Here is a 25,755-nt window from a genome sequence, read left to right on the forward strand (position 1 = left end):
TATATATGAATGATTAGCGACGGCTAATAATGTCGTGACCGTTGCGTAAGTATGTGCTACGAGAGTTTTTCAAGCTTGCAATGCGCTCTTCAGCTAAACGATCTGCTGCTACATAAGTTGCTATGCCATCGCGTTTTGAAATTTCGATTACTTTTGCAATTGTGTCATAAATTGACTCAACACGTTTTAGCGCACGTTCTCTATTATATCCATATAATTCGTCTGCTACGTTAATTACGCCACCTGCATTAATTACATAGTCTGGTGCGTATACAATACCCATTTCATGAATGATGTCGCCGTGACGATCTTCTTTTAATTGGTTATTTGCAGAACCCGCGATTACTTTTGCTTTAAGTTGTGGAATAGTTTCATCATTAACTGTTGCGCCTAATGCACATGGTGCGTAAATATCACATTCAACACCGTAAATTTCATTTGGCTCAACTGCTGTTGCACCGAATTCTTCTACTGCACGTTGTACAGCTTCTTTATTAATATCTGTAACAATTAATTTTGCTCCTTCAGCGTGTAAATGTTTGCATAGATGATATGCTACGTTACCAACGCCTTGAACAGAAATTACTTTTCCTTCTAGATTATCTGTACCGAACGCTTCTTTCGCAGCTGCTTTCATACCACGGTATACACCGTATGCAGTTACTGGAGATGGGTTTCCAGAAGAACCGAATGAAGGTGAAATACCTGTTACAAAGTCAGTTTCTTCATGGATAATATCCATATCATCTACTGTAGTACCAACATCTTCAGCTGTAATGTAACGTCCGTTTAATCCTTGAATATAGCGTCCTAATGCACGGAACATCGCTTCACTCTTATCTTTACGTGGGTCACCGATAATTACTGTTTTCGCTCCACCTAGGTTTAAACCAGCTGCTGCGTTTTTGTATGTCATCCCTTTTGCAAGACGCAATGCATCTTCAATCGCCGCTTCTTCAGAATCATATGTCCACATTCTTGTTCCACCAAGAGCCGGTCCAAGTGTTGTATCATGAATTGCAATAATTGCTTTTAAACCTGATTCTTTATCTTGACAAAATACTACTTGCTCATAATCATATTTTTCTAAGTATTCGAAGATTTCTAATGTCATTGTCGTTTCCCCCTAATGTTTTACCCTTTTTGGTTTATTTTGAAGCAGTCGTAACTGCCAATGCTAATGAATATACTTTTGTTTCTGCTGAATCAGCACGAGATGTTAAAACTATCGGTGCTTTTGCGCCAGCAATCATCGCTCCTACTTTTGCATCTGCAAAGTAAACGAGTGATTTATAGAGCACATTTCCAGCTTCAATCGTTGGGACGAGTAAAATGTCTGCCTTACCTGCTACATCACTTACTATGCCTTTATGCTCTGCTGCGATTTGTGATACTGCATTATCTAAAGCAAGTGGTCCATCAACGATACAATTTTTAATTTGTCCGCGGCGATTCATTTGTGTTAACATCGCTGCATCAATTGTCGCCTGCATCGCTGGATTCACAACCTCTACTGCTGCAATTGGTGCCACTTTTGGCAACTCGATTCCTATTGCCCGGGCAACTTCTACAGTATTTTGTATAATAGCAGTTTTTTGTGTTACATCAGGTGCGATGTTCATCGCTGCATCTGTAACGAAAATAAGACGATCGTAATTTGGAACTTCAAATGCTGCTACATGTGAAAGCACGCTACCTTTACGTAACCCCCACTCTTTATTTAACACAGCCTTTAAAATATTCGCTGTTGGGATGTTGCCCTTCATAAGCACATCTGCTTCACCGTTTCTCACAGATTTAACAGAAAGCTCTGCAGCCTCAGCACTTGACGCTGCTGCAATCACTTCAATGTGGTCTGAAGTTTGTAAACCATGTTCTTGTAGCATCCCCATTATTTTTTCTTGATTTCCATATAGACGAAATTGAGCTAGCTGTAATTTAATCGCTTTCGCTACAGCTTCAATTACTTCATGATCTTCAGCTACTGCTACAGCTACAGTTTTTTTAGGCTGTCCTGCTGCTTGATCAATTAAGTGTTCTAACTTCATATTTTGTAATCAACCCTTTCCGTCGTCCCTCGTTTATTTATAAAGCAAATACCGTGCCAACTTTTTAAAGTGGTCTTACCAATAATGAAAACGCATTCAAAATGCAGTAAAATCAATACTTTGCAAAATAACGAAACATTCTGTCTTAATTTGTCGCTTTTTATATACCATGCAATAAATTGCACGGTACGCAATTTATTGCATGCTATTTTTTGCACACTCATACTTTTCTAGCTTGTAATATAGATTTCGAACTGAAATTCCTAATGCTTTTGCAGTCTTCGTTTTATTCCCATCAAATTTCTCTAGATATCCACGAATAATATTCCCTTCAAACTCTGTCACTAAATGTTCAAGTGGCTTTTCTTCTAATTCAGATAATAAGTTATTTTGAGCTAACTCCGCCTGCTCTTCTTTATGCAAAGGGGGTAAATGCTGTACATCAATATATATCTCGTTATAATTCATAAAGATAATCGCTCGCCCTAAAATATTTTCAAGTTCCCTTACATTCCCTGGCCATTCATATGATTGTAGATAGGAAATAGCCGAATCAGTGAGCCCATCTACATTCCGACCATAATCTTGGTTTATTTTTTGTATCAATCGTTCAGCAATTGCCGGTATATCTCCTTTTCGCTGACGAAGAGACGGAATTTGAATTGGAATTTTATTTAATCGATAATATAAATCCTCTCTAAACTCTCCTTCTAGAATAGCCTTTTCTAAATTCACATGTGTCGCTGCAATTACCCGAACATTAATAGGTATCGCTTTCGTTCCACCAACTTTTACAATTTCTTTTTCTTGCAACACGCGAAGGAGTTTCGCTTGCGTATTTGCAGACAACTCACCTATTTCATCTAAAAAGATACTACCGTTATTCGCTTCCTCAAAGAATCCGCGTTTCCCCCCTCTTTTCGCTCCAGAAAACGCACCCTCCTCATAACCGAATAATTCACTTTCTAACAACGTCTCCGAAATCGCCGCACAGTTTACACGGACGAACTTATTATATTTTCGATTACTTCCATTATGGATCGCATGTGCAAATAATTCTTTACCCGTTCCAGATTCTCCGCGTAACAATACTGTTGCCGGTGTATTCGCCCCAAGTTTCGCCTGCTCGATAGCTGCAGTTGTTTCATCTGAATTTCCGACAATATCATCAAATGAATATTTTGCTTCTAATGTACGAATAATCTGTCTCGCTCTATTCAACTCATTTGTTAACTTTTGAATTTCTGATACGTCACGAATTACACCGACGCTTCCTTTTAATATCCCATCAACAATAACGGGTGCTACGTTTACAATTACATCGCGCTTCTTTTGCCCAATCTTCATATGTATCCCGCGTACCGCCCTACGCGTTCGAAGTACTTTCATATGCATACTTTCACCTTCCACAATATCAGTTGTAGCCGGTTGTCCAAGAATATCTTCTTCTGTTAAACCCGTTAACTTCGTATAAGCAGGGTTTATAACTAATCCTCTTCCTTTCTCATCGACAACCGAAATTGCTTCTTCAGATGAATTGATAATTGCCTCTAGTAACGTTTGAATTTCTTTTAAATCTGTAACTTCTTCCGCTAAATCTACAACTTCTGTAATATCTTTAAAAATCGCAAATGCCCCTTGAACCTCTCCTCCTTCTTTTAATATTGGAATACGTGTTGTAATAATTTTCTTTTCATTTTCTAACGTCAGTTCATAATTTACTTCTATTTGTTTCGTACGTATAATGCGAAGCAGCTTACTAGTTGGAATAACTTCTAAAATATATTTCCCTATCGCGTCTTCTTTTTTATATCCGATAATACGCTCTGCACTTTTATTAAAAAGACGGACTTGTCCCTCTTTATCAATTACAATCATACCGTCATGTGTAGAATTTAAAATTAATTCTCCTTGTTGCGTCTGTTCCTCTAACTGTCCAATTAAACCTTCCTTCTCATGCGCTAATTTCGTAACAATTTTCGCAATATCACCTGGAATGAGAAGAGTATCTTTATGCTTTTTCTCTAGTAAAACTTTATGTAAACCATCGTCACCTGTCATATCAAATATGACATCGATATGCATAGAAAGAAACGGAGTTACACTCTCTCCAATCGCAATCCCATTTTCCTTAGCAATTTGTAATCCTTGCGCAATCGGATTTATATCAATAACCCCTATAATTTGAAATATATTCGAACTTTGTAACAGATTCAGCAGTGTACTTCCACCTTCACCTGCACCAACAATTAAAACCTTTTGTTTCATACATTACACTTCCTCTCGAAGTATCTCTGCAAAATTTTTCACACCTTTATCTTACTCGCTCAGCCCCCTCTTGACAAACCCCCTTCTCATATAACATCATTGTAATATACTAAATAATCTGAAAAGGAGCGTTATGTATGCAGCGTTACCTTGCTCTATTATTAGCACTCATCCCTATTTCATTAGCTGTATTCGGCATTAAGTTAATGAGAGATACTGTATTTGGGATTTTATTCCCCCCAATTTCTATACTATGGTTACAGTTTTTTATTGGCGCTCTCTGCTTCGCACTCGGGTTTTACATCTTTGGTGGCTTCGTCTTACACCGAGACCGTAAACGCAATAAAGTTCAAGCTCGCTTTAGAAGATAAAGTAAAACTTTAATCACCAGGGTTTTGTCCATTTCTAACTGATGATGAGTCCTACAACAAAGAGCTTGATAAATAAAAAATGAGACCTTTATATTAGGTCTCATTTTTTTATCGGCAATAAAGTTCTTGCTGTTTCAGGATAATCGGTAATAATCGCCGAAATATTCATATCAAAATATTTACGCATAAGAGTTTCTTCATTTATTGTATAGGGGCGAACCTCTACACCACTTTCCATTGTTAGTATAGCTATGGCATCTTGAAGGTAACGATAATTAGGATGTACTGCTGTTGCCCCCATTTTTTTTGCATATGCCCACGGACTATGCAAACCTTCACGATATAAAATAGCTGTTTGAATATCCGGAGCCATCATATGACATTTTTTCATACTGTAGTGATTAAACGAAGAAAATACAACACGATCTTCTAGACTAAACTTACGTACAAGTGTTATAACCTCTTCTTCTAAACCTCTGTATGGGATTTTATTATTTTTAAATTCAATATTGAGTAGCAATTTCGTTTTGGCGAGCCATTCTAATACTTCTTCTAGAAGAGGTATTTTACAAAAACCTACTTTATCACCGAATTTATAACTCGCATCCAACTTACATAAATCCTCATATAAATAATTTCGAACCGCACCTTTTCCATTTGTTGTCCGATCCACCGTTTCATCATGAATGACGACAACCTTTCCATCTTTCGTTAGTTGAACATCAAGCTCAATTCCGTCCGCTCTAAAAGCCTCCGCCGCTTCAAATGAAACCATTGTATTTTCCGGATACGTTCCCGCTGCACCACGATGTGCAAATATAAGAGTCATCCTCACTCCCCCAATCTTATGCTATACTATACGAAAAAGGAGGTACTTCTATGAGACCATTACAAATTTCTCCAGACACTGCAGTTCGCTTATCAAAAGCATTAGGTGTGCCGCTCGAACAGCTCATGCATATGCCACAACACATTTTAATTCAAAAGCTAGTTGAATTAGAAAAACAAAATAAAGACGAAGAATAATATGGTCCTGTTTTGCAGGACTTTTTAATTTATCCTTACTACATATACTATCACAAGTACATCTTCCATACAGTGAAACTTCCACCAGATAAGTTATCTTGTCTTATTCTCCTACTGATCCCACAACTAATCGCTTTCTTACAAGCATTCTTTGAACAAAAAAATGAAAGAGCGTTGCCTCATGGCATCGCTCTTTCATTTCTCTATTGGAAATATATTAAACCTTTATCATTTATCCGCTTTATGATTTATCGTTGTCTTATTATGCTCTGTTTTCACCCATGTATGTTGTTGCTTCCATTTAATTAGACCAACAATTTGAGCATAAACAAACGTATATGCGTAATAAAAGATAGAAAAACTCATTTGGATAAGTTTATACTTTCTATTTGTATCTACCTTAACTGCATAATACATACAAACAACAAATTGATACAGGAATAATATTAAAGAAAGAATACTCGCACCTAAAATCATCGCAACTAAACGTTTCCCTATTGCAGGGATATCTTGATATGATTGCGTCGCAACAACATATCCTAAAGCAATTAAAATACCTATCAAGGTTATTGTCATTTGAACTGCACGAGTCATTCCGAATAGATAAAACAACTGGTCAATAATTCTTATTTTCCCTTTTTCAGTAAACAGTTTTTTTACCATAGGTTTAAAGTTTGTAAATGCAACATACCAATGCCCTTGAGACCAACGCGTACGTTGTTTAATACTAATTTTAAAGTTATCTGGTTTTTCATCGTATACTCGAACAAAGTGATTCCATAATACTCTTCCATTATCTTTAACAATTTCCATCTCTAATTCTAAATCCTCTGTTAGCGAATCAAAACGGAAACCACCATGTTTCATTAAGTACTCCATTTTAACAATGAACCCAGTTCCACCAATAGCATTCGGTAATCCCAGACGATATTTTGCCAGCTGGAAGAAACGATTTGTTAAGTAATAGCTCATAGCATAACCAAGCGATAAATTAGTCGCTGAGTTTTTTGAATCTAAATAAATTTGAATCGCTTCTGGCTTATCTTTAGCAATGTACTGTGAATTTAACTCTTGTAAAACATTCGAATCGACATGATTATCAGCATCTAAAATCATTAAACAGTCATATTTTTCAGTCAGTTTATCAAATCCTAAATGACGTAACGCATATTGTAAACCTGCTGGTTTCCCTACGCCTTCACGAGGAAATAGCTGTTCACTTGTATTAACATATTTCATTCCCTTTTCTTCACAAATAGCACCTGTTCTATCCGTACTATTATCATTTACAACATAAATATCATACAAATCATCTCGGTATTGAATTTTTCTTAAATTATCAATAGTTGAACCAATTACTTTCTCTTCATTATGTGCTGCAACTAATATTAAAAACTTTGTCTTATCTTCAATTATTTCATAATCACGTTTCGCTTTACCAAATCCAAAAAAGGAAATGATTACATAGTATACCGTATTAATATTAACATATACTGTAATGATAAAAAACAATGCTAATAACACGGTAACTACTTTTCCGCTCAAAAATTCCATGTCCATCCTCCTAAAATCTTTCCAATATACACCATTATAGACTCTTAAATAATAATAATCTAGTTCGTTTCGTATTTCAAATAGTTTTTCTTACATAACGATGAAGATTAGTATCGTAAATAATCATAAAATACAGTGGAATTTTAGTCAGCTTTTTTTATCTATCTCCACTGACTATTATCCTCTATTAACTAAGTTTTTATTGTAATCTACCTTTCGCTAACCACCAAATCCCACTTACTAACATTACGTCTAAGCAAACTGTAAATAAAAATAAATGCTTAGCGAAATCCCCTTCTCCACTTCCAACAAATGGGACCACATAAGAAATCATGCCAATTATAGCTACCGCTGTAAATATGTCAGGAATAAGCCGCTCACTATGCGTCTTAGCTCTTCTGTATTCTAGCAAAATTCCTAGTCCATATAAAACGTATAAAAGAACAATCCATATGAATCCATTTGGATGATATTGCTCTTTCACATGACTCCATAAAGAAAATGTCTCCACTTGAGTAGCGGGAACTGGATTATCTTTTTTCTCATAATTACCAAGAAAAGCAACCCCATCAACGGACGGTCGGATAGTCCAAGCATATTCAGCTGTTGCCTCTAGTTTACTCCAAAATCTTTGTGGATGCGTCAAATAAAATTTGGCGATATCAGGGAATTTTATTTTATTATATAATTCTTTATGCAATCTCGGGTCTTCCTGTGGTATCGCTGCATTAGACCAAAAATGAGTTCCTGCATTTACAGCAAGTTCTGGGTCAACTCCAAGATCACGTAAATCTTGTTCTGGGTTTGGAGAATCTTTAAGAACCCCATAAAATACTGTTTGATATATATTAATTTTATCAATCCATGCAGGTGAGCTTTTATAACAAATGAAAGATAAAATTAAAAGTAATGCCGTCATTGATACAATTACACTTCTCCATACTTTATCCTTGCGTATAAACCATAGTCTAATAGTAAGTAATGCTGCTATAAATCCTGCTGGTGTATACTGCGTTTTAGAACAAGCTAGCATTATTGCTGATATATAAAACAAAATAACTAACCAAATAGACGGATGTTTCTGACGCGCAAGTTGTATTCCTAATGCAATTGTTAAAAATAGAAACACATACGTTACAGCTTCACCATACATAGAATTAAAATATAGTATGTATCCAATATCTGCAAAAACAACAATTGTTAACGTTACAAGAAAACCATTCACGATTTTATTATTCGTTTTATTCAGTTTGACAATTAGATATAGTGCTAGAAGAAAAATCATAATATATTCGACCGCTAGAACTCGTATATCAAACCAAGGTCCTGGTAATATTTTACCAATCCATAAAGCTGGAACCATGAGAAACAACTGCGAAGAAACATAATCACCTGCAGCTGGATTCACATAAGCATATAAATGATGGATAAATGAAAAGTATTTATCTACCCTCGCTTCATTTGGATCTGGATAAGCCAATCCAATTTGAATCATAATACGTTCAAAGTCACCATTGTCAGCGAGACCAACAATAGGCTTAATAAGTAATAAACCAATCATTACTATTGCCGCAACAACAACTGCTATAACTTCCCATTTTAACCACTTTGTCTGCATTTTTTATCTCCTTTATATGCATGCCATTACGTCATCGTTTTTTGCCAGACAAACATGCAACTAGCATTATCCTTCCAGCTCTTTTTAAGTATAAATTACAACCTATTTTGTCATATTTTTTAAAAAAGAATCTAGAAATACGAAAGCTTATAGTAAATATACCTCTTTATTTACTATAGCTTTCACAATATAAAAATCAACAAAATTTTACATCATCTACCTTAAACTGTCAATTGTTAATCTGATCTTTCAACATAATATTTTATTTATTAATTTAAATATTAGCTTCTTTCAGCAATAAAAAATTCAATTGGCCTCTTATTAGGACGTCGTTCGCACTAATAAGAGGGGAGGGATGGATACCTCCACTACTTATAGTTTCACTTTATTACACTTGTTTTGCATCGCTGTAGTTGCTTCGCTTTCAGTAGAATTTCCAGTAACATATAGATCCCCATCTCCCCTCTACCTACTACCAGCGATTCTCCTTTTTATCTATTTCAGCACTTGCTTGTTTATCTACTGGATAATCTCCAAGTTTTAATATCCAAAAGGTCGCCACCACCACAAGCCCCTATAACCACTACTATCCCTAGCCAAGTTAATATTTTATTTTTCCGCTCTCGTCCCCCCATCTGTATTCATTAAAACCTCTCGCAAAATATTATATAAAAGACCGTGCCCTTATAAGTAATCCTTCTAAATATAGACTTTATATCCTAGGGAGTTGAATGAGCCTTTAATTTACAAAAAAATTTTACTTCTCTACAAAATAAAAAGGCAAATGAATCATAAAATTCATTTGCCTTTGAATGAAACTTTTATTTTTTTAAAATTAGTATTGTTTCTAGATTTCATCGTCAGCTTTGCTATTTATACTCTCAGCTAGCCTTATGTTCAAGTCTCAACTTATCCGCAACCATTGCGATAAACTCAGAGTTCGTAGGTTTTGCTTTTGACATGGATACTGTATAACCAAATAAGGACGAAATAGAATCAATATTTCCACGGCTCCACGCTACTTCAATCGCGTGACGGATTGCACGCTCGACACGGCTCGCTGTTGTATTATATTTCTTTGCAATATCTGGATATAATACTTTCGTAATAGACCCTAGTAATTCGATATCATTGTACACCATAGAAATCGCTTCTCGTAAGTACATGTACCCTTTAATATGAGCAGGTACACCAATTTCATGAATAATACTCGTAATACTTGCATCTAAGTTTTTCGGTTTTCCATCTATTGTTGTTGCTGATCGGAAAGATGGTAATGGACGTTTAATAGTAGCATTTGCCTTGCCACTCACTTGACGAATATGACTAGTTAAATTCTCCATATCAAATGGTTTTAATATGAAATATGAAGCACCTAGGTCAACTGCTTTTTTCGTCACATCTTCTTGTCCAAATGCTGTTAACATAATTACGCTAGGCTGTCTTAACCTTTCAATATGTCGCATTTTCTCTAGTACAGCTAAACCATCTAAATGTGGCATAATAATGTCTAAAACGAGTACATCAGGCTGCTTATCTGTTAATAAGTTTAAACACTCTTGACCATTATAAGCAGTACCGATTACTTCCATATCATCTTGAGCAGCTACATAACTCTCTAGCATTGATACTAATTCTTTATTATCATCCACAAGACATACTTTAATTTTCTCCACAGCTTTTCCTCCCTTACCGAATCGATTCTCCGACATGTGTATCCTTCTAGGCTACATGAATTGTTCGACAATTGTGTGAAAATTCCCTTTTAAAGTTTGTTACTTTCCGATAAAATCACAAAAAAATATGTTTATCGTTCATTTATTCCCTTTCGCAACACATTCCATCATAGAAATACAACGAAACGTTCAACCCTTTGCTTATATTTTACAACAAAAAACATCTCTTGCGGAGCTTTTACAAAATTTCAACGAATTTTTCAATAGAAAAGCGAGCTAATGAATAAATTAGCTCGCTTTTTTTTCTTGATCATAAATATTAATTCCAGCCTCATGTAACATCCATTCAATATGAACACCGTACCCTGATGTTGGATCATTGACAAATACATGTGTAACGGCTCCGATTACTTTCCCGTTTTGTACAATTGGACTTCCACTCATCCCTTGTACGATACCACCTGTTTTTGCTAATAAACGCTTATCTGTTACTTTTATTACCATACCTTTTGTAGCTGGAAATTTTTGCGGTACCGTACTAACAACTTCAATATCAAATGCTTCTACTTTATCTTGATCAATAACTGTTAATATTTTTGCCGGCCCTTCTTTTACTTGATGAGATAATGCGATAGGCATTGCTTTATCCATTACGCCGTTTGTCATATTTGTATTTAATTTTCCAAAAATACCATACGGACTATTTATTGTAATATTGCCAATCACTTCACGATCTGGTGAGAACCTTGCTAACTTCTCTCCTGGATTCCCATGACTACCTCTTTCAATCGATGTAACTGTCGAACGCATAATTTGTCCATCTTCAACTTGAATCGGCTTTTTCGTATCATTATCAGAAATGACATGACCCAGTGCTCCGTATTTCATAGAATCTGGATGAACAAATGTCATTGTTCCGATTCCAGCTGCCGAATCACGAATATATAAGCCAATACGATAAGACGATTCCCCACTGTCTTTTTGTGGTGTTAATTTCGTGCGAATGTATTTTCCATCTCTTAACAAAACAAGGTTAAGTGGTTCACCTGTTTCACCACTACTATGAATAAATGGTGCGACATCACTCATTCTTTCAATTGTTTTACCATTAATTTCAGTAATCATATCTCCAATTTGCACACCAGCTGTTTCACCAGGAGATATTTTACCTTTTTCAGTTTGAATTAAATGATGGCCTACAACAAGTACACCTTTTGTGTTTAATTTCACACCAATTGATTGTCCACCTGGAATAACTTTAAAATCTTTTAATACTTTCACATTTACTTTTTTTACTGGAAAACCAGCGATTTGGAACACCATGTCCGCTTCACCATTTTGATGAGAATTTACCATAAGTCCTTGTTTTTGTTCATTCGAACTCACTGTAAATACATGGCTATTTGTAGATGAAGCTTTAAAAACTGGTAATGAAGCTATTTCTGATTGTTGTCCTTCAAAAACAACAAGTTGCTTCGGGGATGAAATAAACGTCCGAAGCGGCTTAAAACATCCAATAAAAACTAAAGAAACAAGGAGACAAAGACCTATTATTTTTCGAAATCTTTCTAATTTCAATTTGTTCACTCTCCTCGCTCCTACCCCACATTCAGCCTCTTGGCTTCACTTTTTAATCTCTCCTTGCAGTGCTTTATTTATAACCGGAAGAATTAAGAAATCTTCATTTGAGAAAAAAAGCTATCCATTACTGGATAGCCTCTGCTGTCTGTTTAAAATGATGCGCTTGCGTAAGTAACTCTTTCGCATGTTCTGTCGTTAAATCTGTAATTTCCACACCAGAAATCATTCGAGCTATTTCTGTTACTTTATCCTCCATAGTTAAAACGGTAACTGATGTAATTGTCCGATCATTCGCTACCTGTTTTCGAATAAATAAATGCGAATCCGCCATTGAAGCTACTTGAGGTAAGTGCGTAATACAAAGCACTTGTGAGTTTACTGATACACGATAAATTTTTTCCGCAATAGCCTGTGCAACTCGACCACTCACACCAGTATCCACTTCATCAAAAATAACAGATGCAATACCTTGATGTTTAGAAAAAATACTTTTTAAAGCTAAAATAATACGAGATAACTCTCCACCAGAAGCGACCTTTGAAAGTGGTTTTAACGGTTCACCGGGATTCGTTGAAATATAAAACTCCACGTGATCATAGCCGTCCGCCGTAAGGCGCACCGGTGCGCCTTCCACAAGAGGTTCTTCTGCATTTCCTTCTCTCTTCATGATTCTCACTTCAAATTTCGTTTTTTCCATATATAGTTCTTTTAATTCTTGATGAATAGCATTTGTAAGATGCTCTGCAAGTTCATGACGCATATTACTTAACAACGTTGCTTCTTTCAGAATAACACTTTCTAATTCCTTTAACTGCTTCTTCGTCGCTTCAATATGAACGTCTTTATTTTCAATCGTAAAAATTTCTTGCTCAATTTTATCAGCATACGCTAAAATCTCTTCTACATTATTTCCATATTTTCTCTTTAGCATACGAATTTCATTTAAACGTGTTTCAATTTCATCTAGACGATTCGGATCATATTCCATCATATCGAGATTTTCTCTAAGTTGATACGCAACTTCTTCTAATAAGTAATAGCTATTTGCAATTGAATCATGATTTTCTTGATATACTTCATCTAAATGTGTAATACTCTCCATTTGTCCCATTGCACTTCTTACATTATCTAATCCTTGTCCGTCAGCACTTAACGAACGATATGCATCACCTAACGCTTTATAAATCTTTTCAAAATTAGAAATTTGCAATCGTTCCTCAGTTAATTCATTTTCTTCATCCATCTTTAAATCAGCCTTACGGATTTCTTCATGCTGAAATTGAATTAAATCTAAGCGATGTGCCATTTGTTGTTCATTTTCACTTAACGATTTCAATTGTTTTTTTAATTTCTCATAGTCAGCGTATACATTTTGATATATATCCAACTGTTTAACAATACGCTCCCCATCAAAATGATCGAGCATAAACAGATGTCGCTCTTCATTCATTAAGTCTTGCGTTTCGTGCTGTCCATGAATATCAACAAGCGTTTTGCCAATCTCTTTTAATATACTAAGGGTGACAAGTTTCCCATTTACACGACATACACTCTTTCCGTTTGCAGCAATATCACGCTTCAAAATAATCATGCCGTCTTCTATTTCTATATCTAACTCTTCTGCCTTTTCAATACATGGATGCTTGTCGTCTTCCACATAAAATAACCCTTCTATCTCAGCTTTTTCTGTTCCGTATCGAACAAATTCCGCTGAACCACGGCCACCTACAAGTAAACTAATCGCATCAATAATAATCGATTTTCCAGCTCCTGTTTCACCACTTAAAACTGTTAAACCTTTTTGAAAAGAAATATTTAATGCCTCAATAATAGCAAAGTTTCTAATCGATAATTCCGATAACAATGCCCCATTCACCTCGTTATAAACTAATCCCCTACTAAGGGCTTTTTTCAGTTCTTTATTCAAATAGTCATACTATATGTTTGTATGTACTCTTCTAACCCGCTCCATTGTACCAAACATTCGTTTTACGGGTCAATCCACCTATTTTCTAATTTTATTCAAACAAAATATTATATTACAATTAAAAATTCACATTTTTAACCGCTAAAAAAATCCTGTTCACTTTCCACTTTACAGAGGAAAGCAAACAAGATTTTTTTGTTACAACATATTTAAGAAACGATCAGAGACAACACCTGTATCCTCAGGTGTACGGCAAATAATTAGGCAAGTATCATCACCACAGATGGTTCCGATGATCTCATCCCACTCTAAATGATCAATAAGTGCTCCAAGTGAATGAGCGTTACCAGGCAATGTTTTTAGCACAAGCATATGTCCTGCCGTGTCTAATTTTACAAATGAATCCACTAGATTTCGTTTTAATTTTTGTAACGGGTTAAACCGTTGATCTGCTGGCAAGCTATATTTATAGCGACCATCATGTAATGGCACCTTCACTAAGTGCAGTTCTTTAATATCGCGCGATACTGTTGCTTGCGTTACATTAAATCCCTCATTACGTAAAATATCAACTAATTCATCTTGTGTTTCGATTTCTTTGTTCGCAATAATTTCCCTGATTTTAATATGGCGCTGACCTTTATTCATACATTTGCACCTCACACTATCTCTTACCATAGTTTAAACATTGGTATACTTCACTTATTTATGTTAACTTATAATTCGTTACTTGTACACAATTGTTTTTACAATCATTATACAATTACAGCAAAAAGAGGAACAACATATGTTATTCCCCTTTTCCTTTTTGTTTTAGAACGTCATGCGCTTCTGTAACAACTTGCTCAATAGAAATTGGAGAATGATTTTTGCCACTCTCATCACGTTCACCATGCCATTTTAAATGAATTAAGAATTCAATATTACCGTCTCCACCCGTAATCGGTGAGAATGTTAACCCTTCTACATCATAGCCTTCTTTTAAAGCAAAATCGACAATCATTTCTACGACAGCTTCATGCACTTTTCTATCACGAACAATGCCTTTTTTCCCAACTTGCTCTCTTCCAGCTTCAAACTGCGGTTTAATTAACGCTGCTACATCACCGTTAAGCATAAGCATTGTTTTTAAAACTGGCAGTATTAGTTTTAATGATATAAATGAAACATCTATACTAGCAAATTGTGGTAAACCACGCTCTAAGTCTGCTGGTGTCACGTAACGGAAATTTGTACGTTCCATTACGACAACACGCTCATCTTGACGCAATTTCCACGCCAATTGATTATATCCTACATCTAATGCATAAGATAGTTTCGCTCCATTTTGAAGCGCACAATCTGTAAAGCCACCAGTTGATGAACCAATATCTATCATAACTTTATCTTGTAAATCTAGATGAAATGTCTCCAGTGCCTTTTCAAGTTTATAACCACCACGGCTTACATACGGCATAACTTGTCCCTTTACCGTAATCTCTGTATCTTGTGGGATCTTCTCTCCTGGCTTATCGAGTCTCATCTCATTCGCATATACGAGTCCAGCCATAATAGCACGTTTCGCTTTCTCACGTGTTTCTATAAGCCCTCGCTCTACTAATAGTACATCTACTCTTTCTTTTTTTGCACTCATTTGTTACGCCCTTTTTTGTTTTGATGGAATCATTGTATGAATACGGTCTACAACAGCATCTGTCGTTAAACCAATTTCTTCTAATAATTTTGTTACACTACCGTGCTCTATGAAACGATCTGGAATACCCATTCTTTCAATTAATGCACTATGGTATCCGTTCTCAGATGCAAATTCAACTACTCCAGTTCCAAAACCACCGATTAAACAAGCTTCTTCAATCGTTAAAATCGGTATATTTTTTCCTAAGAGATCATGTAAATACGCTTCATCCATTGGTTTAATAAAGCGAGCGTTCACTACTTTCACTGAAACTCCAGCCTTTTCAAGACGCTCTGCTGCTTCCATTGCCATTGGAATTGTCGTACCAAATGTTAAAATAGCTGCCTGCGTACCTTCTTTTAACGTTTCCCATGTGCCGATTGGAATTGCCTTTAATTCTTCGTCCATATGAACGCCAAGACCATTACCACGTGCATAACGTAAAGCGATTGGTCCATCTTCATATTGCATCGCCGTATACACTAAATGTTGTCCTTCATTTTCATCTTTTGGCATCATTATTACCATATTCGGTAAATGACGTAAAAACGAGATATCAAATACACCTTGATGTGTTTCACCGTCTGCTCCTACTAATCCAGAGCGATCTATTCCGATGAAAACATTTAAATTTTGACGACATATATCATGAACAACTTGGTCATATGCTCTTTGTAAAAACGTTGAATAAATTGCTAAGAATGGTTTCATCCCTTGCGTTGCCATACCTGCTGCCATTGTTGTAGCATGCTGTTCTGCAATACCTACATCGATCATACGATTCGGGAATTCCTTTTGGAATTTCTCAAGTTTCGATCCAACAGGCATTGCAGGCGTAATTGCAACAATACGCTCATCTTCTCTCGCCAACTTAAGTACTGTTTCACTAACAACAGCACTCCATGCTGGTGCAACTTCCTTCGGTTTAACGAAGTCACCTGACTCAATTTTATACGGGCCTGTTCCATGCCAAGTTCCAATTACGTCACTCTCAGCTGGTTTATAACCTTTTCCTTTTTTCGTAATCACATGAACAAGTACTGGACCTTTTGTTTTCTTTGCATATTGCAACGTTTCGAATAACTTTTCATAATCGTGCCCATCGACTGGACCTAAATATGTAAAGCCTAACTCTTCGAAAAAGACGCCTGATACTAGTAAATATTTAAGACTATCTTTTATTTTCTCTGCTGTTGCAGCCACTTTTCCACCGACTGCTGGGATTTTTTTCAATATATACTCTAGTTCATCTTTTACCCAATGGTATTTTCCTGCGGTACGTAAACGACCAAGTACATTATGAAGCGCACCAACGTTTGGTGCAATTGACATTTCATTGTCATTCAAAATAACAATCATGTCTGTTTTTTCATGCCCAATATGGTTCAATGCCTCTAAGGCCATTCCACCTGTTAAAGCACCATCTCCAATGATTGGTATAACATATTCTTTCGTTTTCTTTAAATCACGTGCTAAAGCCATTCCCATTGCAGCAGATAGTGATGTCGAGCTATGACCTGTTTCCCATACATCGTGCTCACTCTCACAACGTTTTGGAAAACCACATAGACCTTGATATTGCCTTAATGTACCGAATTCCTTCGCACGTCCTGTTAAAATTTTATGTACATAGGATTGATGTCCTACATCCCATAAAAATTTATCTTTCGGACTATCAAATAATTTATGCAGAGCAATTGTGAGTTCTACTACACCTAAGTTAGGTGCAATATGTCCACCTGTTTGAGAGAGCTCTTCAATTAAAAATTTACGAATATCCTCACTCAATCCCTCTAGTTCACTGATAGACATATCTTTCAAAAAACTAGGGTTTTGAATTTGCGTTAGATCCACATGGATCACTCACTTTCATTTCATAATCTGTCAACATGTCAAATATTATAAAAAACATTTACACAACACAAGAAATTTTCTTTTCTATCCTTTATCTTACCCTGCTATCAACCAGTCTATTGTGCCCTAATCCTATTATAAACCATATTTCTTTATGCGTTGAAAAAAATAGCCGCTAACACGAAGTGATAACGGCAATGTAATCTACATATATTTTTGCCAATAACAAGAAAAGAAAAACCTTTTCCTACATTTATATCATAAAATGATGAATGACTCAACAAATGAAAACGCTGTTATATTAGTTATTACGTTTTGCAATCAAATCGCAAATAGATAGTAAATATTCATCTTGTAATTGCAAGGAGCTAATCGCATCTTTTGCTTTTGCAATTGTTTCTTCTAAAATATTCTTTGCTCTATCTACAGTAAATAACGTCGTATATGTGCTCTTTTCGTTGGAAACATCACTACCAATCGGTTTTCCAATCTCTTCTTCGGTTCCTTCTACATCTAAAATATCATCTCGAATTTGGAAAGCTAGGCCAATATTTTTTGCAAACTCAAGTAACTTTTCTTCCTGCTCTTTTGTAGCATTAGAAAGTATCGCTCCTGCAAGTACAGCGAATTCAAGTAGTTTCCCGGTCTTATGCTTATGAATATACTCTAACTCATCAATCGTAAGTTGTTTCCCTTCAGCTTCCATATCCGCCACTTGTCCGCCAACCATTCCTTCCGGCCCAGCTGCTTTTGCAAGCTCAAGTACAAGTCTTACTTTTTTTTCAGCAGAGATTTCTTTTTGCTCATATGCCATAACAATTTGAAAAGCATACGTCAACAAACCATCTCCTGCTAAAACTGCCATTGCTTCACCAAATACTTTATGATTCGTGGGCTTTCCTCTTCTTAAATCATCATCATCCATACAAGGTAAATCATCATGAACTAACGAGTATGTATGTATCATTTCAAGAGCACAAGCTGCACCTACTCCAAGATTTCTTTCTTTCCCAAACGCTTGTAATGTTGCAAATAAAAGTAACGGGCGGAGACGTTTTCCACCCGCTTCCAAAGAATATGCCATCGCTTCCCGAAGTACATTTGGACATTGTAATTCATTTGCATAGCTTACAAGCTTCTCTTCTACGAAAGTTTTACTTTCTTTCAAAAAAGTATCAAAAGCGATTGTCACTATGCTTCATCTCCTAAAGCAGTAAACGGTTCAAGCTCTCCATCTTCTCCAAGAATAACTGCCATTTGTTCTTGTACGTTCTTCAACTTCTCATCGCAAAGCTTAGATAATTCCATACCCTCTTTAAAATAAGAAATCGCTTCTTCTAAAGGTACATCACCTTGCTCTAGCTTAGATACGAGATGCTCAAGTTGCGAAATTGCCTCTTCAAAACTCACTTTATTTTCCATTATTCAATTCACGCTCCTCTTTGCCTGATACGCTACAATCTAGTATTCCATCTTGTAATTGAACTGAAACAGCATCTCCAAGGCTGACATCTTTCACACTTTTTAACACTTGCTTCTCTTCATCATATACAAGCCCGTACCCTCTCATCATTACTTTAAGCGGACTTAATGCTTCAAGTTTTTGAGCAGCTCTTACAAAGACAAATTCTTTCGTTTGAAGTAATGTTTGCATTTCACGTTGTAATTGCTTTTGCAACGTTTCAATCGCTACCTTTGTTTGTATAATTTTTTGAGACGGGTGGTGCTTCTCTAAATAAAATGAAAGCTGTTTTAACTGATTCACCTTTTTATCAATGTAGCGCTCTTTCGCTAAAACAAGCTGTTCTAACGCTCTATCTAATTGCTCTTCCTTTTGTTCATATACTTGTCTTGGATAACGGAATGCATAAGATTTTTGCAATACTTGTAATTTTTCTTCTTTTTTATGTACTAACTCTCTCATTGCTCTTTGCAATCTTAGAGTTCTTTGTAATACCTTTTCTTGTAACTCTATAACGTTCGGTGCTGCTAGTTCAGCTGCTGCAGTCGGTGTTGGTGCACGTAAATCGGCAACAAAATCTGCGATTGTAAAATCTGTTTCATGCCCTACTGCTGAAATAATAGGAATTTCGCTCTTAAAGATTGCTCTTGCAACCACTTCCTCATTGAAAGCCCATAATTCCTCAATAGAACCTCCCCCGCGCCCAACAATTAATACATCTATATCTCCCATTTCATTCGCTGTACGAATCGCTTGTACAATCGAGGGAGCTGCTGACTCCCCCTGTACAAGTACTGGAAATACAATAACATTCCCAATTGGATAACGACGTTTAATCGTTGTTATGATATCACGAATCGCAGCTCCTGTTGGCGACGTAATTACCCCTATTGTTTTAGCATAAGGAGGGATTATTTTTTTATAAACTTGAGAAAACAATCCTTCTTCCTCTAAACGAACTTTTAATTGTTCGTAAGCCAAATGCAAATTTCCGACTCCGTCAGGTTGCATGTCTTGAATATAAATTTGATAAGAACCACTCGCCTCGTAAACAGAGATTTTCCCTTTTACAAGTACCTTCATCCCATTTTCAGGTCTGAATTTAATATTACGATTATGGCCCGCAAACATAACCGCTGCGATTCTGGCATTTTCGTCTTTCAATGTAAAATACATGTGACCACGACTATGATTTTTAAAGTTGGAAATTTCACCTTTTAACCAAACAGACTGTAAATGCGGGTCATATTCTATTTTTGTTTTTATATAGCGTGTTAATGCTGTAACGGTTAAATATTGTTTCTCCATTTCTCTCTCCTCATAGCCGACTCAAATTATTTACAAACGACACCTGCGCGTTTGGCAGATTCAACAGTATTATGAAGAAGCATTGTAATCGTCATTGGACCAACACCCTTTGGCACAGGCGTAATGTAACCCGCAACGTCTAACACGTTGTCAAAGTCAACATCACCACAAAGCTTGCCTGTTTCTAATCGATTCACACCAACGTCAATTACAACCGCGCCTTCTTTCATATAATCAGCTGTTACCATTTTAGGTCGTCCAACAGCTACGATTAAAATATCAGCTAACTTCGATAATTCTTTAATATTTTGCGTCTTAGAATGACAATATGTGACAGTTGCATTTTCATTTAAGAACAATTGCCCCACTGGTTTGCCGACAATATTACTTCTTCCAATTATTACAACATGTTTTCCCGAAATATCAAGATTCGTTTCTTTTACTAATTCTACAATACCATGCGGTGTACATGGAAGGAATGTATCTTGTCCCGTCATCATACGTCCCACGCTGATTGGGTGAAATCCATCTACATCCTTTTCTGGTGAAATTCTTTCAATGATAGCTTTTTCTTCAATATGTTTTGGTAAAGGTAATTGCACTAATATGCCATTAATGCGGTCATCGCCATTTAAGCGATCGATTTCAGCAAGCAAACGTTCCTCAGTAATCGTTTCAGGAAGTTCAATTAGCTCAGAATAAATTCCTACTTGTTCACAGCCTTTTTCTTTTCCTTTTACGTAAGAACGAGATGCTGGATCTTCTCCCACTAAAATCACTGCTAATCCTGGTACAATCCCTTGCTCTTTCAACTTCACAACTTCTTCTGTTAATTGTGCTCGTTTTTTCTCCGCAACTTCATTTCCTTTGATGATTACTGCTACCATTTTAAGATTCCCCCTTAAAGAAATTACAGTGTATCTTTTATATTAGATAAAACGCCGTTAATAAAACGACGAGATTCCTCATCCCCAAATGTTTTAGCAATTTCAATTGCCTCGTTAATTGTTACGTTGTGTGGAATTTCTTCCATGTACTTCATTTCATACACAGCTACACGTAAAATACTGCGATCAACAATACTAATACGCTCAAGCTTCCACTTTTTTAAGTTTTGACGAATTGCTGCGTCAATCTCTTCTTTATTGTCTACAAATCCTACAACAAGTGATTCTAAAAACTCATTTGTTTCTTCACCTTCATCTAGCGTATTTTCCACCGCTACCTTCGGTTCTAATTCACCTGTAATATCCATTTGGTATAATGCTTGCATAGCTCTTTCTCTAGCCGTCCTACGTTTCATTGTAACTCTCCTTTATGCTTCAAGTCTTTCCTTATGCTTTGTTATATTATTATAATTTATAAGCCGTCAATTCACTTACTCTTACAGTTTTCATTGATTTTCCAACCTTATAATACAATGATAATAACACAATTTATCGTTTCACACACGGGTTACAAGGCTGAAAAATAATAAAAAGATTAACTTCAAGTTCCATATCTTATCACAATGTACGTTTTTTGGAAAAACGAAACATTTTCTTTTTTATTTCTTATTTTTTGAAATAGTATAACAATTAGAGGGTTGTAATTTGTGAAGAAATGAAACGATAAAAAAGATGCCTATGTTACTAGGCACCTTTTTCATTCTTACACTGGTTCAATTTCTGTTTTTTGTGTTTCGAATGTTACGCCAACGATGTGAACATTCACTTCTTTTGGCTCAAGTCCTGTCATTGTAAAGAGTGCTTGGCGAATATTGTCTTGAATCTTTTGTGCAACAACTGGAATTGCTACACCAAAATACATTACAACATAAAGGTCAACGATAATATCTTCGTTTGCTAATTCAACCTTTACACCTTTACCATGATTTTTCTTACCTAACTTCTCAACAACATCTGTAGCAAAATTACCACGCATTGCCGCCACACCTTCTACCTCAGCAGCTGCAATACCTGCAATTACTTCAATTACTTCTGGTGCAATTTCTACTTTACCAAGAGTTGTATCTTGACCCATATCTAACATATGTTCAGCCATGAAAAAAACCTCCTTTAATGTATCACTGCGTCACAAGTTCATGCTCTTCCAAAAACTTCGTATTAAACTCACCTTTTACAAAATCAGGATGATCTAACAATTGCAAATGGAACGGGATTGTTGTATGTACGCCTTCAATGACAAACTCACTGAGTGCACGCTTCATTTTTGCAATTGCCTCTTCACGTGTTTTTCCGTGAACAATTAATTTAGCAACCATCGAATCATAGAAAGGTGGGATTGAATATCCCGGATATACAGCTGAATCGACGCGAATACCAAATCCGCCTGGTGGTAAGTACATTTCTACTTTACCTGGAGATGGCATAAATTTTTTGGCAGGGTTTTCCGCATTAATTCGGCATTCAATTGCCCAACCATTAAATTGTACTTCTTCTTGCTGTAACGATAACTTTTCTCCAGAAGCAACAAGAATTTGCTCTTTAATTAAGTCCATTCCTGTCACCATTTCAGTAACCGGATGCTCAACTTGAATTCTCGTATTCATCTCCATGAAATAAAAGCTTTTCGTTTTATATTCATAAATAAACTCAACCGTACCAGCACCTGTATAATCAACCGCTACCGCCGCTTTAACTGCCGCTTCACCCATCTGCTTGCGAACATTTTCATCAAGTGCAGGTGATGGACTTTCTTCTAATAGTTTCTGCAAACGGCGCTGAATTGTACAATCACGCTCTCCTAAATGAATGGCATTTCCGTGTGTATCTGCCATTATTTGAATCTCAACATGGCGGAAATCTTCAACGTACTTTTCTAAGTATACACCAGGGTTCCCAAAAGCGGTACTAGCTTCTTGCTGTGTAATTTGAATTCCTTTTACAAGCTCTTCTTCATGACGTGCAACACGAATACCTTTTCCGCCGCCACCTGCAGTCGCTTTAATAATAACTGGATATCCAATTTGATTTGCAAGCTCGATCGCTTCCTCGGTATTTTTTATAATCCCTTGTGAACCTGGTACAATCGGAACCCCTGCTTTTTCCATTGTATCACGAGCAACGTCTTTTGTGCCCATCTTTGAAATAGCTTCTGGACTTGGACCGATAAAAATTAAGTTACATTCACGGCATAACTCTGCGAAATCTGCATTCTCTGCTAAAAATCCGTATCCCGGATGGATAGCATCGCAGCCCGTTAACTTCGCAACGCTAATAATGTTCGTCAAATTTAAATAACTTTCTTTTGAAACTGTTGGTCCTACACAATACGCCTCATCTGCAATTTGTACGTGAAGTGACTCTTTATCTGCTTCTGAATAAATCGCAACTGTTTCAATATCCATTTCTTTACAAGCACGAATAATTCGTACAGCAATTTCCCCACGATTGGCTATTAATACTTTTTTTATCATCACAAAGACTCCCTTATTACGCTTTCACAAGAAATAGCGGTTGTCCATACTCAACAAGCTGTCCGTTATTAACAAGAACCTCAACAATTTCGCCCTCTACATCAGCGTCAATTTCGTTAAATAACTTCATAGCCTCGACAATACATACGATAGAATCTTTCGATACCCTGTCTCCAACACTTACATATGGAGGTGTATCAGGTGAAGATGAAGAATAGAATGTACCTACCATTGGTGAGGTAATCTTATGTAGGTTTTCATCTTGAACAGCTTTCTTCTCTTCTTGTTTTGGTGCTTCTACTTGCGCTGCCGCTACTGCTGTTTCAACTTCAACAGATGCTACTGGTTGCATAGCTTGTTTCGCTACAGGTGCTTGCATCGCAACAACTTCATTACCACGCTTTTTCATTTTGATTGTTGTACCGTCTTTTTTGTATTCAAATTCATCAATATTAGAGCTATCAATTAATTTAATTAATTCACGAACTTCTTGAATTTTAAACATGTAAAATCCACTCCCATACTCTTGTTTGTCCCGTTTTTACAGATTCTCATCACTAACACTAGATTGACTGTAAAAATACGATGTATTCTATTAGAAAATTTATTTTATTTACTAATAGAAATATTTACTATTTCCATCTTACGATAAATTTTTTAAACATTCCAATTTATATTTCTTTATAATAAATCGAAACTCCTGTAAAAATATTATTCCAATAAAAAATTTATTACCTAGTAATAATACCAAGTTTCACACGAAATTGGCAAGACCACTTCCTAAAAAACATTCCTTACCTTTTCAAAATGCTACACAGTAAACATCTAATTGCCGCTCCACTCTTCACCACATCTACGGTTCATAACATATTTTTACCAAATATTATTTTTTTGTTTACACGCCGTTCATCATTCCTTCATATAAGAATAGTATGTTCAAAGTGTAGAAAATATATTGTATCGAGGTGTGGACATATGATATGGCTCATGCTCTTCTTACCTGCCGTAATGGTTTGGGCATTCGTTCTCTTCATCCACGTCAAATCTGGAAAAAGTAATCATCATCACCATGAACCGCTAATTTTTTATTCACAACGTATTTCTCCATTCCGAGTTGAACATAGTAAAAACACATACAAAGACGAAATAGAAAAAAACTATCGAAAGTGATAGCTTTTTTCTATTATTATTTTTATCTAATTATTTTGAAGTACTCTATGTTCTTATTTACAAACAATGCGATTAGTAAAAATTAATAATCCATGGGGGAAATCCCCCACGGATTAAAATTCTACTTATTTTGCTGATGGATCAAATTTCACACCTACATCTTTAGAACCGCCTTCACTTCTTACAAGCTGTATAATTTTGTTCGCTTCTTTTTGTGAATGTTTCGCTGCCTTCACTGTTACTCTAATGTCAGTTCCATCAGCTCTTACAAGGGCATCTTTATATCCTCCTTGAGCTTTAATAACTGTTTCAAGTAAACCTTCTTTTGTTTCCATTGTAGCGATTGCATCCATACCATCTTTCGCCTTACTTCTTTCTTCAGCAGTAGCGTTAGAAGACTTTATTACATTTTGTAATTTTTCTCTTTCAGCACTACGCTTATCTTCCATTTGCATACGTAAAGCTGTGAAATTCTCATCACTCGATTGAACTGATACATTCCCCTCTTTTTTACTTGTTTCTTTTTTAGCATTTTCTTTTTTATCTGTCTCTTTATTTGTTGTCTCTTTATTTGGTGTTTCCTTGCTTGGAGTTTCTTTTGTTGTTTCTTTATTTGGCGTTTCGTTTGTTACTGCTTTGTCAGTACCTTGTTTTTCTTGTCCAATCTTTTCACCTGTTGCCGGCGATGCTGTATTCATTTTGTCAGGAGTTGTTACGTAATACACAGATAGTACAACAACTAAACTTAACATTGTTAATAGCCAAACCGTTTGTTTTTTTAACACTTTATTTCCTCCCT

Annotated in this window: 24 protein-coding genes and 1 pseudogene; 3 read left to right on the forward strand and 22 right to left on the reverse strand. The window is 36.0% G+C overall.

Annotated elements, in window-relative coordinates:
- Positions 1–13: 13 nt before the first annotated feature.
- The 3 genes from JDS98_RS15100 to JDS98_RS15110 all read right to left on the reverse strand — a co-directional run bounded on the left by JDS98_RS15100 (position 14) and on the right by JDS98_RS15110 (position 4,316).
- On the reverse strand, positions 14–1,114 hold the full coding sequence (locus JDS98_RS15100; protein WP_000171363.1) for a leucine dehydrogenase: 1,101 nt from the start codon (positions 1,112–1,114) through the stop codon (positions 14–16).
- A 34-nt stretch (positions 1,115–1,148) separates the two neighbouring features.
- A complete protein-coding gene (gene yqiS / locus JDS98_RS15105; protein WP_000763063.1) occupies positions 1,149–2,048 on the reverse strand; it encodes a phosphate butyryltransferase in 900 nt (299 codons plus the stop codon).
- Between the two features lie 195 nt (positions 2,049–2,243).
- Positions 2,244–4,316, reverse strand: a complete 2,073-nt coding sequence (locus JDS98_RS15110) for a sigma-54 interaction domain-containing protein (RefSeq protein WP_097957982.1) — start codon at positions 4,314–4,316, stop codon at positions 2,244–2,246.
- Between the two features lie 137 nt (positions 4,317–4,453).
- Between JDS98_RS15110 and JDS98_RS15115 the strand changes: the two genes are divergently transcribed.
- Positions 4,454–4,687, forward strand: a complete 234-nt coding sequence (locus JDS98_RS15115) for a DUF2627 domain-containing protein (protein WP_001190186.1) — start codon at positions 4,454–4,456, stop codon at positions 4,685–4,687.
- Between the two features lie 100 nt (positions 4,688–4,787).
- Here JDS98_RS15115 and JDS98_RS15120 read toward each other — a convergent pair whose 3' ends face one another.
- Positions 4,788–5,516 (reverse strand): glycerophosphodiester phosphodiesterase, encoded by a 729-nt coding sequence (locus tag JDS98_RS15120; RefSeq protein ID WP_000172598.1) that lies wholly within the window; start codon positions 5,514–5,516, stop codon positions 4,788–4,790.
- 50 nt (positions 5,517–5,566) lie between these two features.
- On the opposite strand from JDS98_RS15120, the gene JDS98_RS15125 reads away from it, so the two are divergent.
- Positions 5,567–5,713: a YycC family protein gene (locus tag JDS98_RS15125; RefSeq protein ID WP_001247671.1), complete on the forward strand. Its 147-nt coding sequence runs from the start codon at positions 5,567–5,569 to the stop codon at positions 5,711–5,713.
- A 228-nt stretch (positions 5,714–5,941) separates the two neighbouring features.
- On the opposite strand, the gene JDS98_RS15130 is transcribed toward JDS98_RS15125, so the two are convergent.
- The 17 genes and pseudogenes from JDS98_RS15130 to accB all read right to left on the reverse strand — a co-directional run bounded on the left by JDS98_RS15130 (position 5,942) and on the right by accB (position 24,291).
- Positions 5,942–7,267 (reverse strand): glycosyltransferase family 2 protein, encoded by a 1,326-nt coding sequence (locus JDS98_RS15130; RefSeq protein WP_000395074.1) that lies wholly within the window; start codon positions 7,265–7,267, stop codon positions 5,942–5,944.
- Between the two features lie 199 nt (positions 7,268–7,466).
- A complete protein-coding gene (gene wsfD, locus JDS98_RS15135; protein WP_001193753.1) occupies positions 7,467–8,885 on the reverse strand; it encodes a glycan biosynthesis hexose transferase WsfD in 1,419 nt (472 codons plus the stop codon).
- A 402-nt stretch (positions 8,886–9,287) separates the two neighbouring features.
- Positions 9,288–9,520, reverse strand: a pseudogene (locus JDS98_RS30745) (hypothetical protein); the annotation flags it as partial.
- A gap of 246 nt (positions 9,521–9,766) precedes the next feature.
- Positions 9,767–10,561, reverse strand: coding sequence for a sporulation transcription factor Spo0A (gene spo0A, locus JDS98_RS15140; protein ID WP_000411416.1), 795 nt, complete (start codon positions 10,559–10,561; stop codon positions 9,767–9,769).
- Between the two features lie 288 nt (positions 10,562–10,849).
- Positions 10,850–12,148, reverse strand: coding sequence for a SpoIVB peptidase (spoIVB, locus tag JDS98_RS15145; protein ID WP_002048975.1), 1,299 nt, complete (start codon positions 12,146–12,148; stop codon positions 10,850–10,852).
- A gap of 118 nt (positions 12,149–12,266) precedes the next feature.
- The gene (recN, locus tag JDS98_RS15150) at positions 12,267–14,006 is read right to left on the reverse strand and encodes a DNA repair protein RecN (protein ID WP_043322351.1); all 1,740 of its coding nucleotides are present in this window, start codon (positions 14,004–14,006) and stop codon (positions 12,267–12,269) included.
- Positions 14,007–14,267: 261 nt separating this feature from the next.
- Positions 14,268–14,717 (reverse strand): arginine repressor ArgR, encoded by a 450-nt coding sequence (gene argR, locus JDS98_RS15155; RefSeq protein WP_001032581.1) that lies wholly within the window; start codon positions 14,715–14,717, stop codon positions 14,268–14,270.
- 142 nt (positions 14,718–14,859) lie between these two features.
- A complete protein-coding gene (locus JDS98_RS15160; protein WP_001274740.1) occupies positions 14,860–15,702 on the reverse strand; it encodes a TlyA family RNA methyltransferase in 843 nt (280 codons plus the stop codon).
- A 3-nt stretch (positions 15,703–15,705) separates the two neighbouring features.
- Positions 15,706–17,598 carry a 1-deoxy-D-xylulose-5-phosphate synthase gene (gene dxs / locus JDS98_RS15165; RefSeq protein ID WP_000366442.1) on the reverse strand — a complete coding sequence of 631 codons (1,893 nt, stop codon included), beginning with the start codon at positions 17,596–17,598 and terminating at the stop codon, positions 15,706–15,708.
- Positions 17,599–17,899: 301 nt separating this feature from the next.
- Positions 17,900–18,790 (reverse strand): (2E,6E)-farnesyl diphosphate synthase, encoded by an 891-nt coding sequence (ispA, locus tag JDS98_RS15170; protein WP_000150368.1) that lies wholly within the window; start codon positions 18,788–18,790, stop codon positions 17,900–17,902.
- Positions 18,790–19,020 carry an exodeoxyribonuclease VII small subunit gene (xseB, locus tag JDS98_RS15175; RefSeq protein ID WP_000428977.1) on the reverse strand — a complete coding sequence of 77 codons (231 nt, stop codon included), beginning with the start codon at positions 19,018–19,020 and terminating at the stop codon, positions 18,790–18,792. Before xseB ends, ispA begins: the two co-directional genes overlap by 1 nt.
- Entirely contained in the window at positions 19,010–20,368 is a 1,359-nt protein-coding gene (xseA, locus tag JDS98_RS15180; protein WP_199634014.1) for an exodeoxyribonuclease VII large subunit, read from the reverse strand. The genes xseB and xseA overlap by 11 nt, the downstream gene beginning before the upstream one ends.
- Positions 20,369–20,394: 26 nt before the next feature.
- Positions 20,395–21,255, reverse strand: coding sequence for a bifunctional methylenetetrahydrofolate dehydrogenase/methenyltetrahydrofolate cyclohydrolase FolD (folD, locus tag JDS98_RS15185; RefSeq protein WP_000226729.1), 861 nt, complete (start codon positions 21,253–21,255; stop codon positions 20,395–20,397).
- A gap of 23 nt (positions 21,256–21,278) precedes the next feature.
- Positions 21,279–21,671 carry a N utilization substance protein NusB gene (gene nusB, locus JDS98_RS15190; RefSeq protein WP_000830246.1) on the reverse strand — a complete coding sequence of 131 codons (393 nt, stop codon included), beginning with the start codon at positions 21,669–21,671 and terminating at the stop codon, positions 21,279–21,281.
- A gap of 347 nt (positions 21,672–22,018) precedes the next feature.
- Positions 22,019–22,411 (reverse strand): Asp23/Gls24 family envelope stress response protein, encoded by a 393-nt coding sequence (locus tag JDS98_RS15195; RefSeq protein WP_000807630.1) that lies wholly within the window; start codon positions 22,409–22,411, stop codon positions 22,019–22,021.
- Positions 22,412–22,433: 22 nt separating this feature from the next.
- Positions 22,434–23,786 (reverse strand): acetyl-CoA carboxylase biotin carboxylase subunit, encoded by a 1,353-nt coding sequence (gene accC, locus JDS98_RS15200; RefSeq protein ID WP_000592880.1) that lies wholly within the window; start codon positions 23,784–23,786, stop codon positions 22,434–22,436.
- A gap of 16 nt (positions 23,787–23,802) precedes the next feature.
- Positions 23,803–24,291, reverse strand: coding sequence for an acetyl-CoA carboxylase biotin carboxyl carrier protein (gene accB / locus JDS98_RS15205; protein ID WP_000472855.1), 489 nt, complete (start codon positions 24,289–24,291; stop codon positions 23,803–23,805).
- A gap of 470 nt (positions 24,292–24,761) precedes the next feature.
- Between accB and JDS98_RS15210 the strand changes: the two genes are divergently transcribed.
- Positions 24,762–24,956: a hypothetical protein gene (locus tag JDS98_RS15210; protein ID WP_000638007.1), complete on the forward strand. Its 195-nt coding sequence runs from the start codon at positions 24,762–24,764 to the stop codon at positions 24,954–24,956.
- 125 nt (positions 24,957–25,081) lie between these two features.
- Here JDS98_RS15210 and JDS98_RS15215 read toward each other — a convergent pair whose 3' ends face one another.
- Positions 25,082–25,741, reverse strand: a complete 660-nt coding sequence (locus JDS98_RS15215) for a SpoIIIAH-like family protein (RefSeq protein WP_000914719.1) — start codon at positions 25,739–25,741, stop codon at positions 25,082–25,084.
- Between the last annotated feature and the right edge of the window lie 14 nt (positions 25,742–25,755).

The organism is Bacillus cereus group sp. N11, assembly GCF_016483605.1.
Taxonomy (GTDB): domain Bacteria; phylum Bacillota; class Bacilli; order Bacillales; family Bacillaceae_G; genus Bacillus_A; species Bacillus_A toyonensis.

Excerpts from the sequence above, each read along its gene's own strand:
- JDS98_RS15100 (WP_000171363.1), bottom strand. The coding sequence starts at position 1,114 with ATGACATTAGAAATCTTCGAATACTTAGAAAAATATGATTATGAGCAA.
- yqiS (WP_000763063.1), bottom strand. The coding sequence starts at position 2,048 with ATGAAGTTAGAACACTTAATTGATCAAGCAGCAGGACAGCCTAAAAAA.
- JDS98_RS15110 (WP_097957982.1), bottom strand. The coding sequence starts at position 4,316 with ATGAAACAAAAGGTTTTAATTGTTGGTGCAGGTGAAGGTGGAAGTACA.
- JDS98_RS15115 (WP_001190186.1), top strand. The coding sequence starts at position 4,454 with ATGCAGCGTTACCTTGCTCTATTATTAGCACTCATCCCTATTTCATTA.
- JDS98_RS15120 (WP_000172598.1), bottom strand. The coding sequence starts at position 5,516 with ATGACTCTTATATTTGCACATCGTGGTGCAGCGGGAACGTATCCGGAA.
- JDS98_RS15125 (WP_001247671.1), top strand. The coding sequence starts at position 5,567 with ATGAGACCATTACAAATTTCTCCAGACACTGCAGTTCGCTTATCAAAA.
- JDS98_RS15130 (WP_000395074.1), bottom strand. The coding sequence starts at position 7,267 with ATGGAATTTTTGAGCGGAAAAGTAGTTACCGTGTTATTAGCATTGTTT.
- wsfD (WP_001193753.1), bottom strand. The coding sequence starts at position 8,885 with ATGCAGACAAAGTGGTTAAAATGGGAAGTTATAGCAGTTGTTGTTGCG.
- argR (WP_001032581.1), bottom strand. The coding sequence starts at position 14,717 with ATGAATAAAGGTCAGCGCCATATTAAAATCAGGGAAATTATTGCGAAC.
- JDS98_RS15160 (WP_001274740.1), bottom strand. The coding sequence starts at position 15,702 with ATGAGTGCAAAAAAAGAAAGAGTAGATGTACTATTAGTAGAGCGAGGG.
- xseB (WP_000428977.1), bottom strand. The coding sequence starts at position 19,020 with ATGGAAAATAAAGTGAGTTTTGAAGAGGCAATTTCGCAACTTGAGCAT.
- xseA (WP_199634014.1), bottom strand. The coding sequence starts at position 20,368 with ATGGAGAAACAATATTTAACCGTTACAGCATTAACACGCTATATAAAA.
- folD (WP_000226729.1), bottom strand. The coding sequence starts at position 21,255 with ATGGTAGCAGTAATCATCAAAGGAAATGAAGTTGCGGAGAAAAAACGA.
- nusB (WP_000830246.1), bottom strand. The coding sequence starts at position 21,671 with ATGAAACGTAGGACGGCTAGAGAAAGAGCTATGCAAGCATTATACCAA.
- JDS98_RS15195 (WP_000807630.1), bottom strand. The coding sequence starts at position 22,411 with ATGGCTGAACATATGTTAGATATGGGTCAAGATACAACTCTTGGTAAA.
- accC (WP_000592880.1), bottom strand. The coding sequence starts at position 23,786 with ATGATAAAAAAAGTATTAATAGCCAATCGTGGGGAAATTGCTGTACGA.
- accB (WP_000472855.1), bottom strand. The coding sequence starts at position 24,291 with ATGTTTAAAATTCAAGAAGTTCGTGAATTAATTAAATTAATTGATAGC.
- JDS98_RS15210 (WP_000638007.1), top strand. The coding sequence starts at position 24,762 with ATGATATGGCTCATGCTCTTCTTACCTGCCGTAATGGTTTGGGCATTC.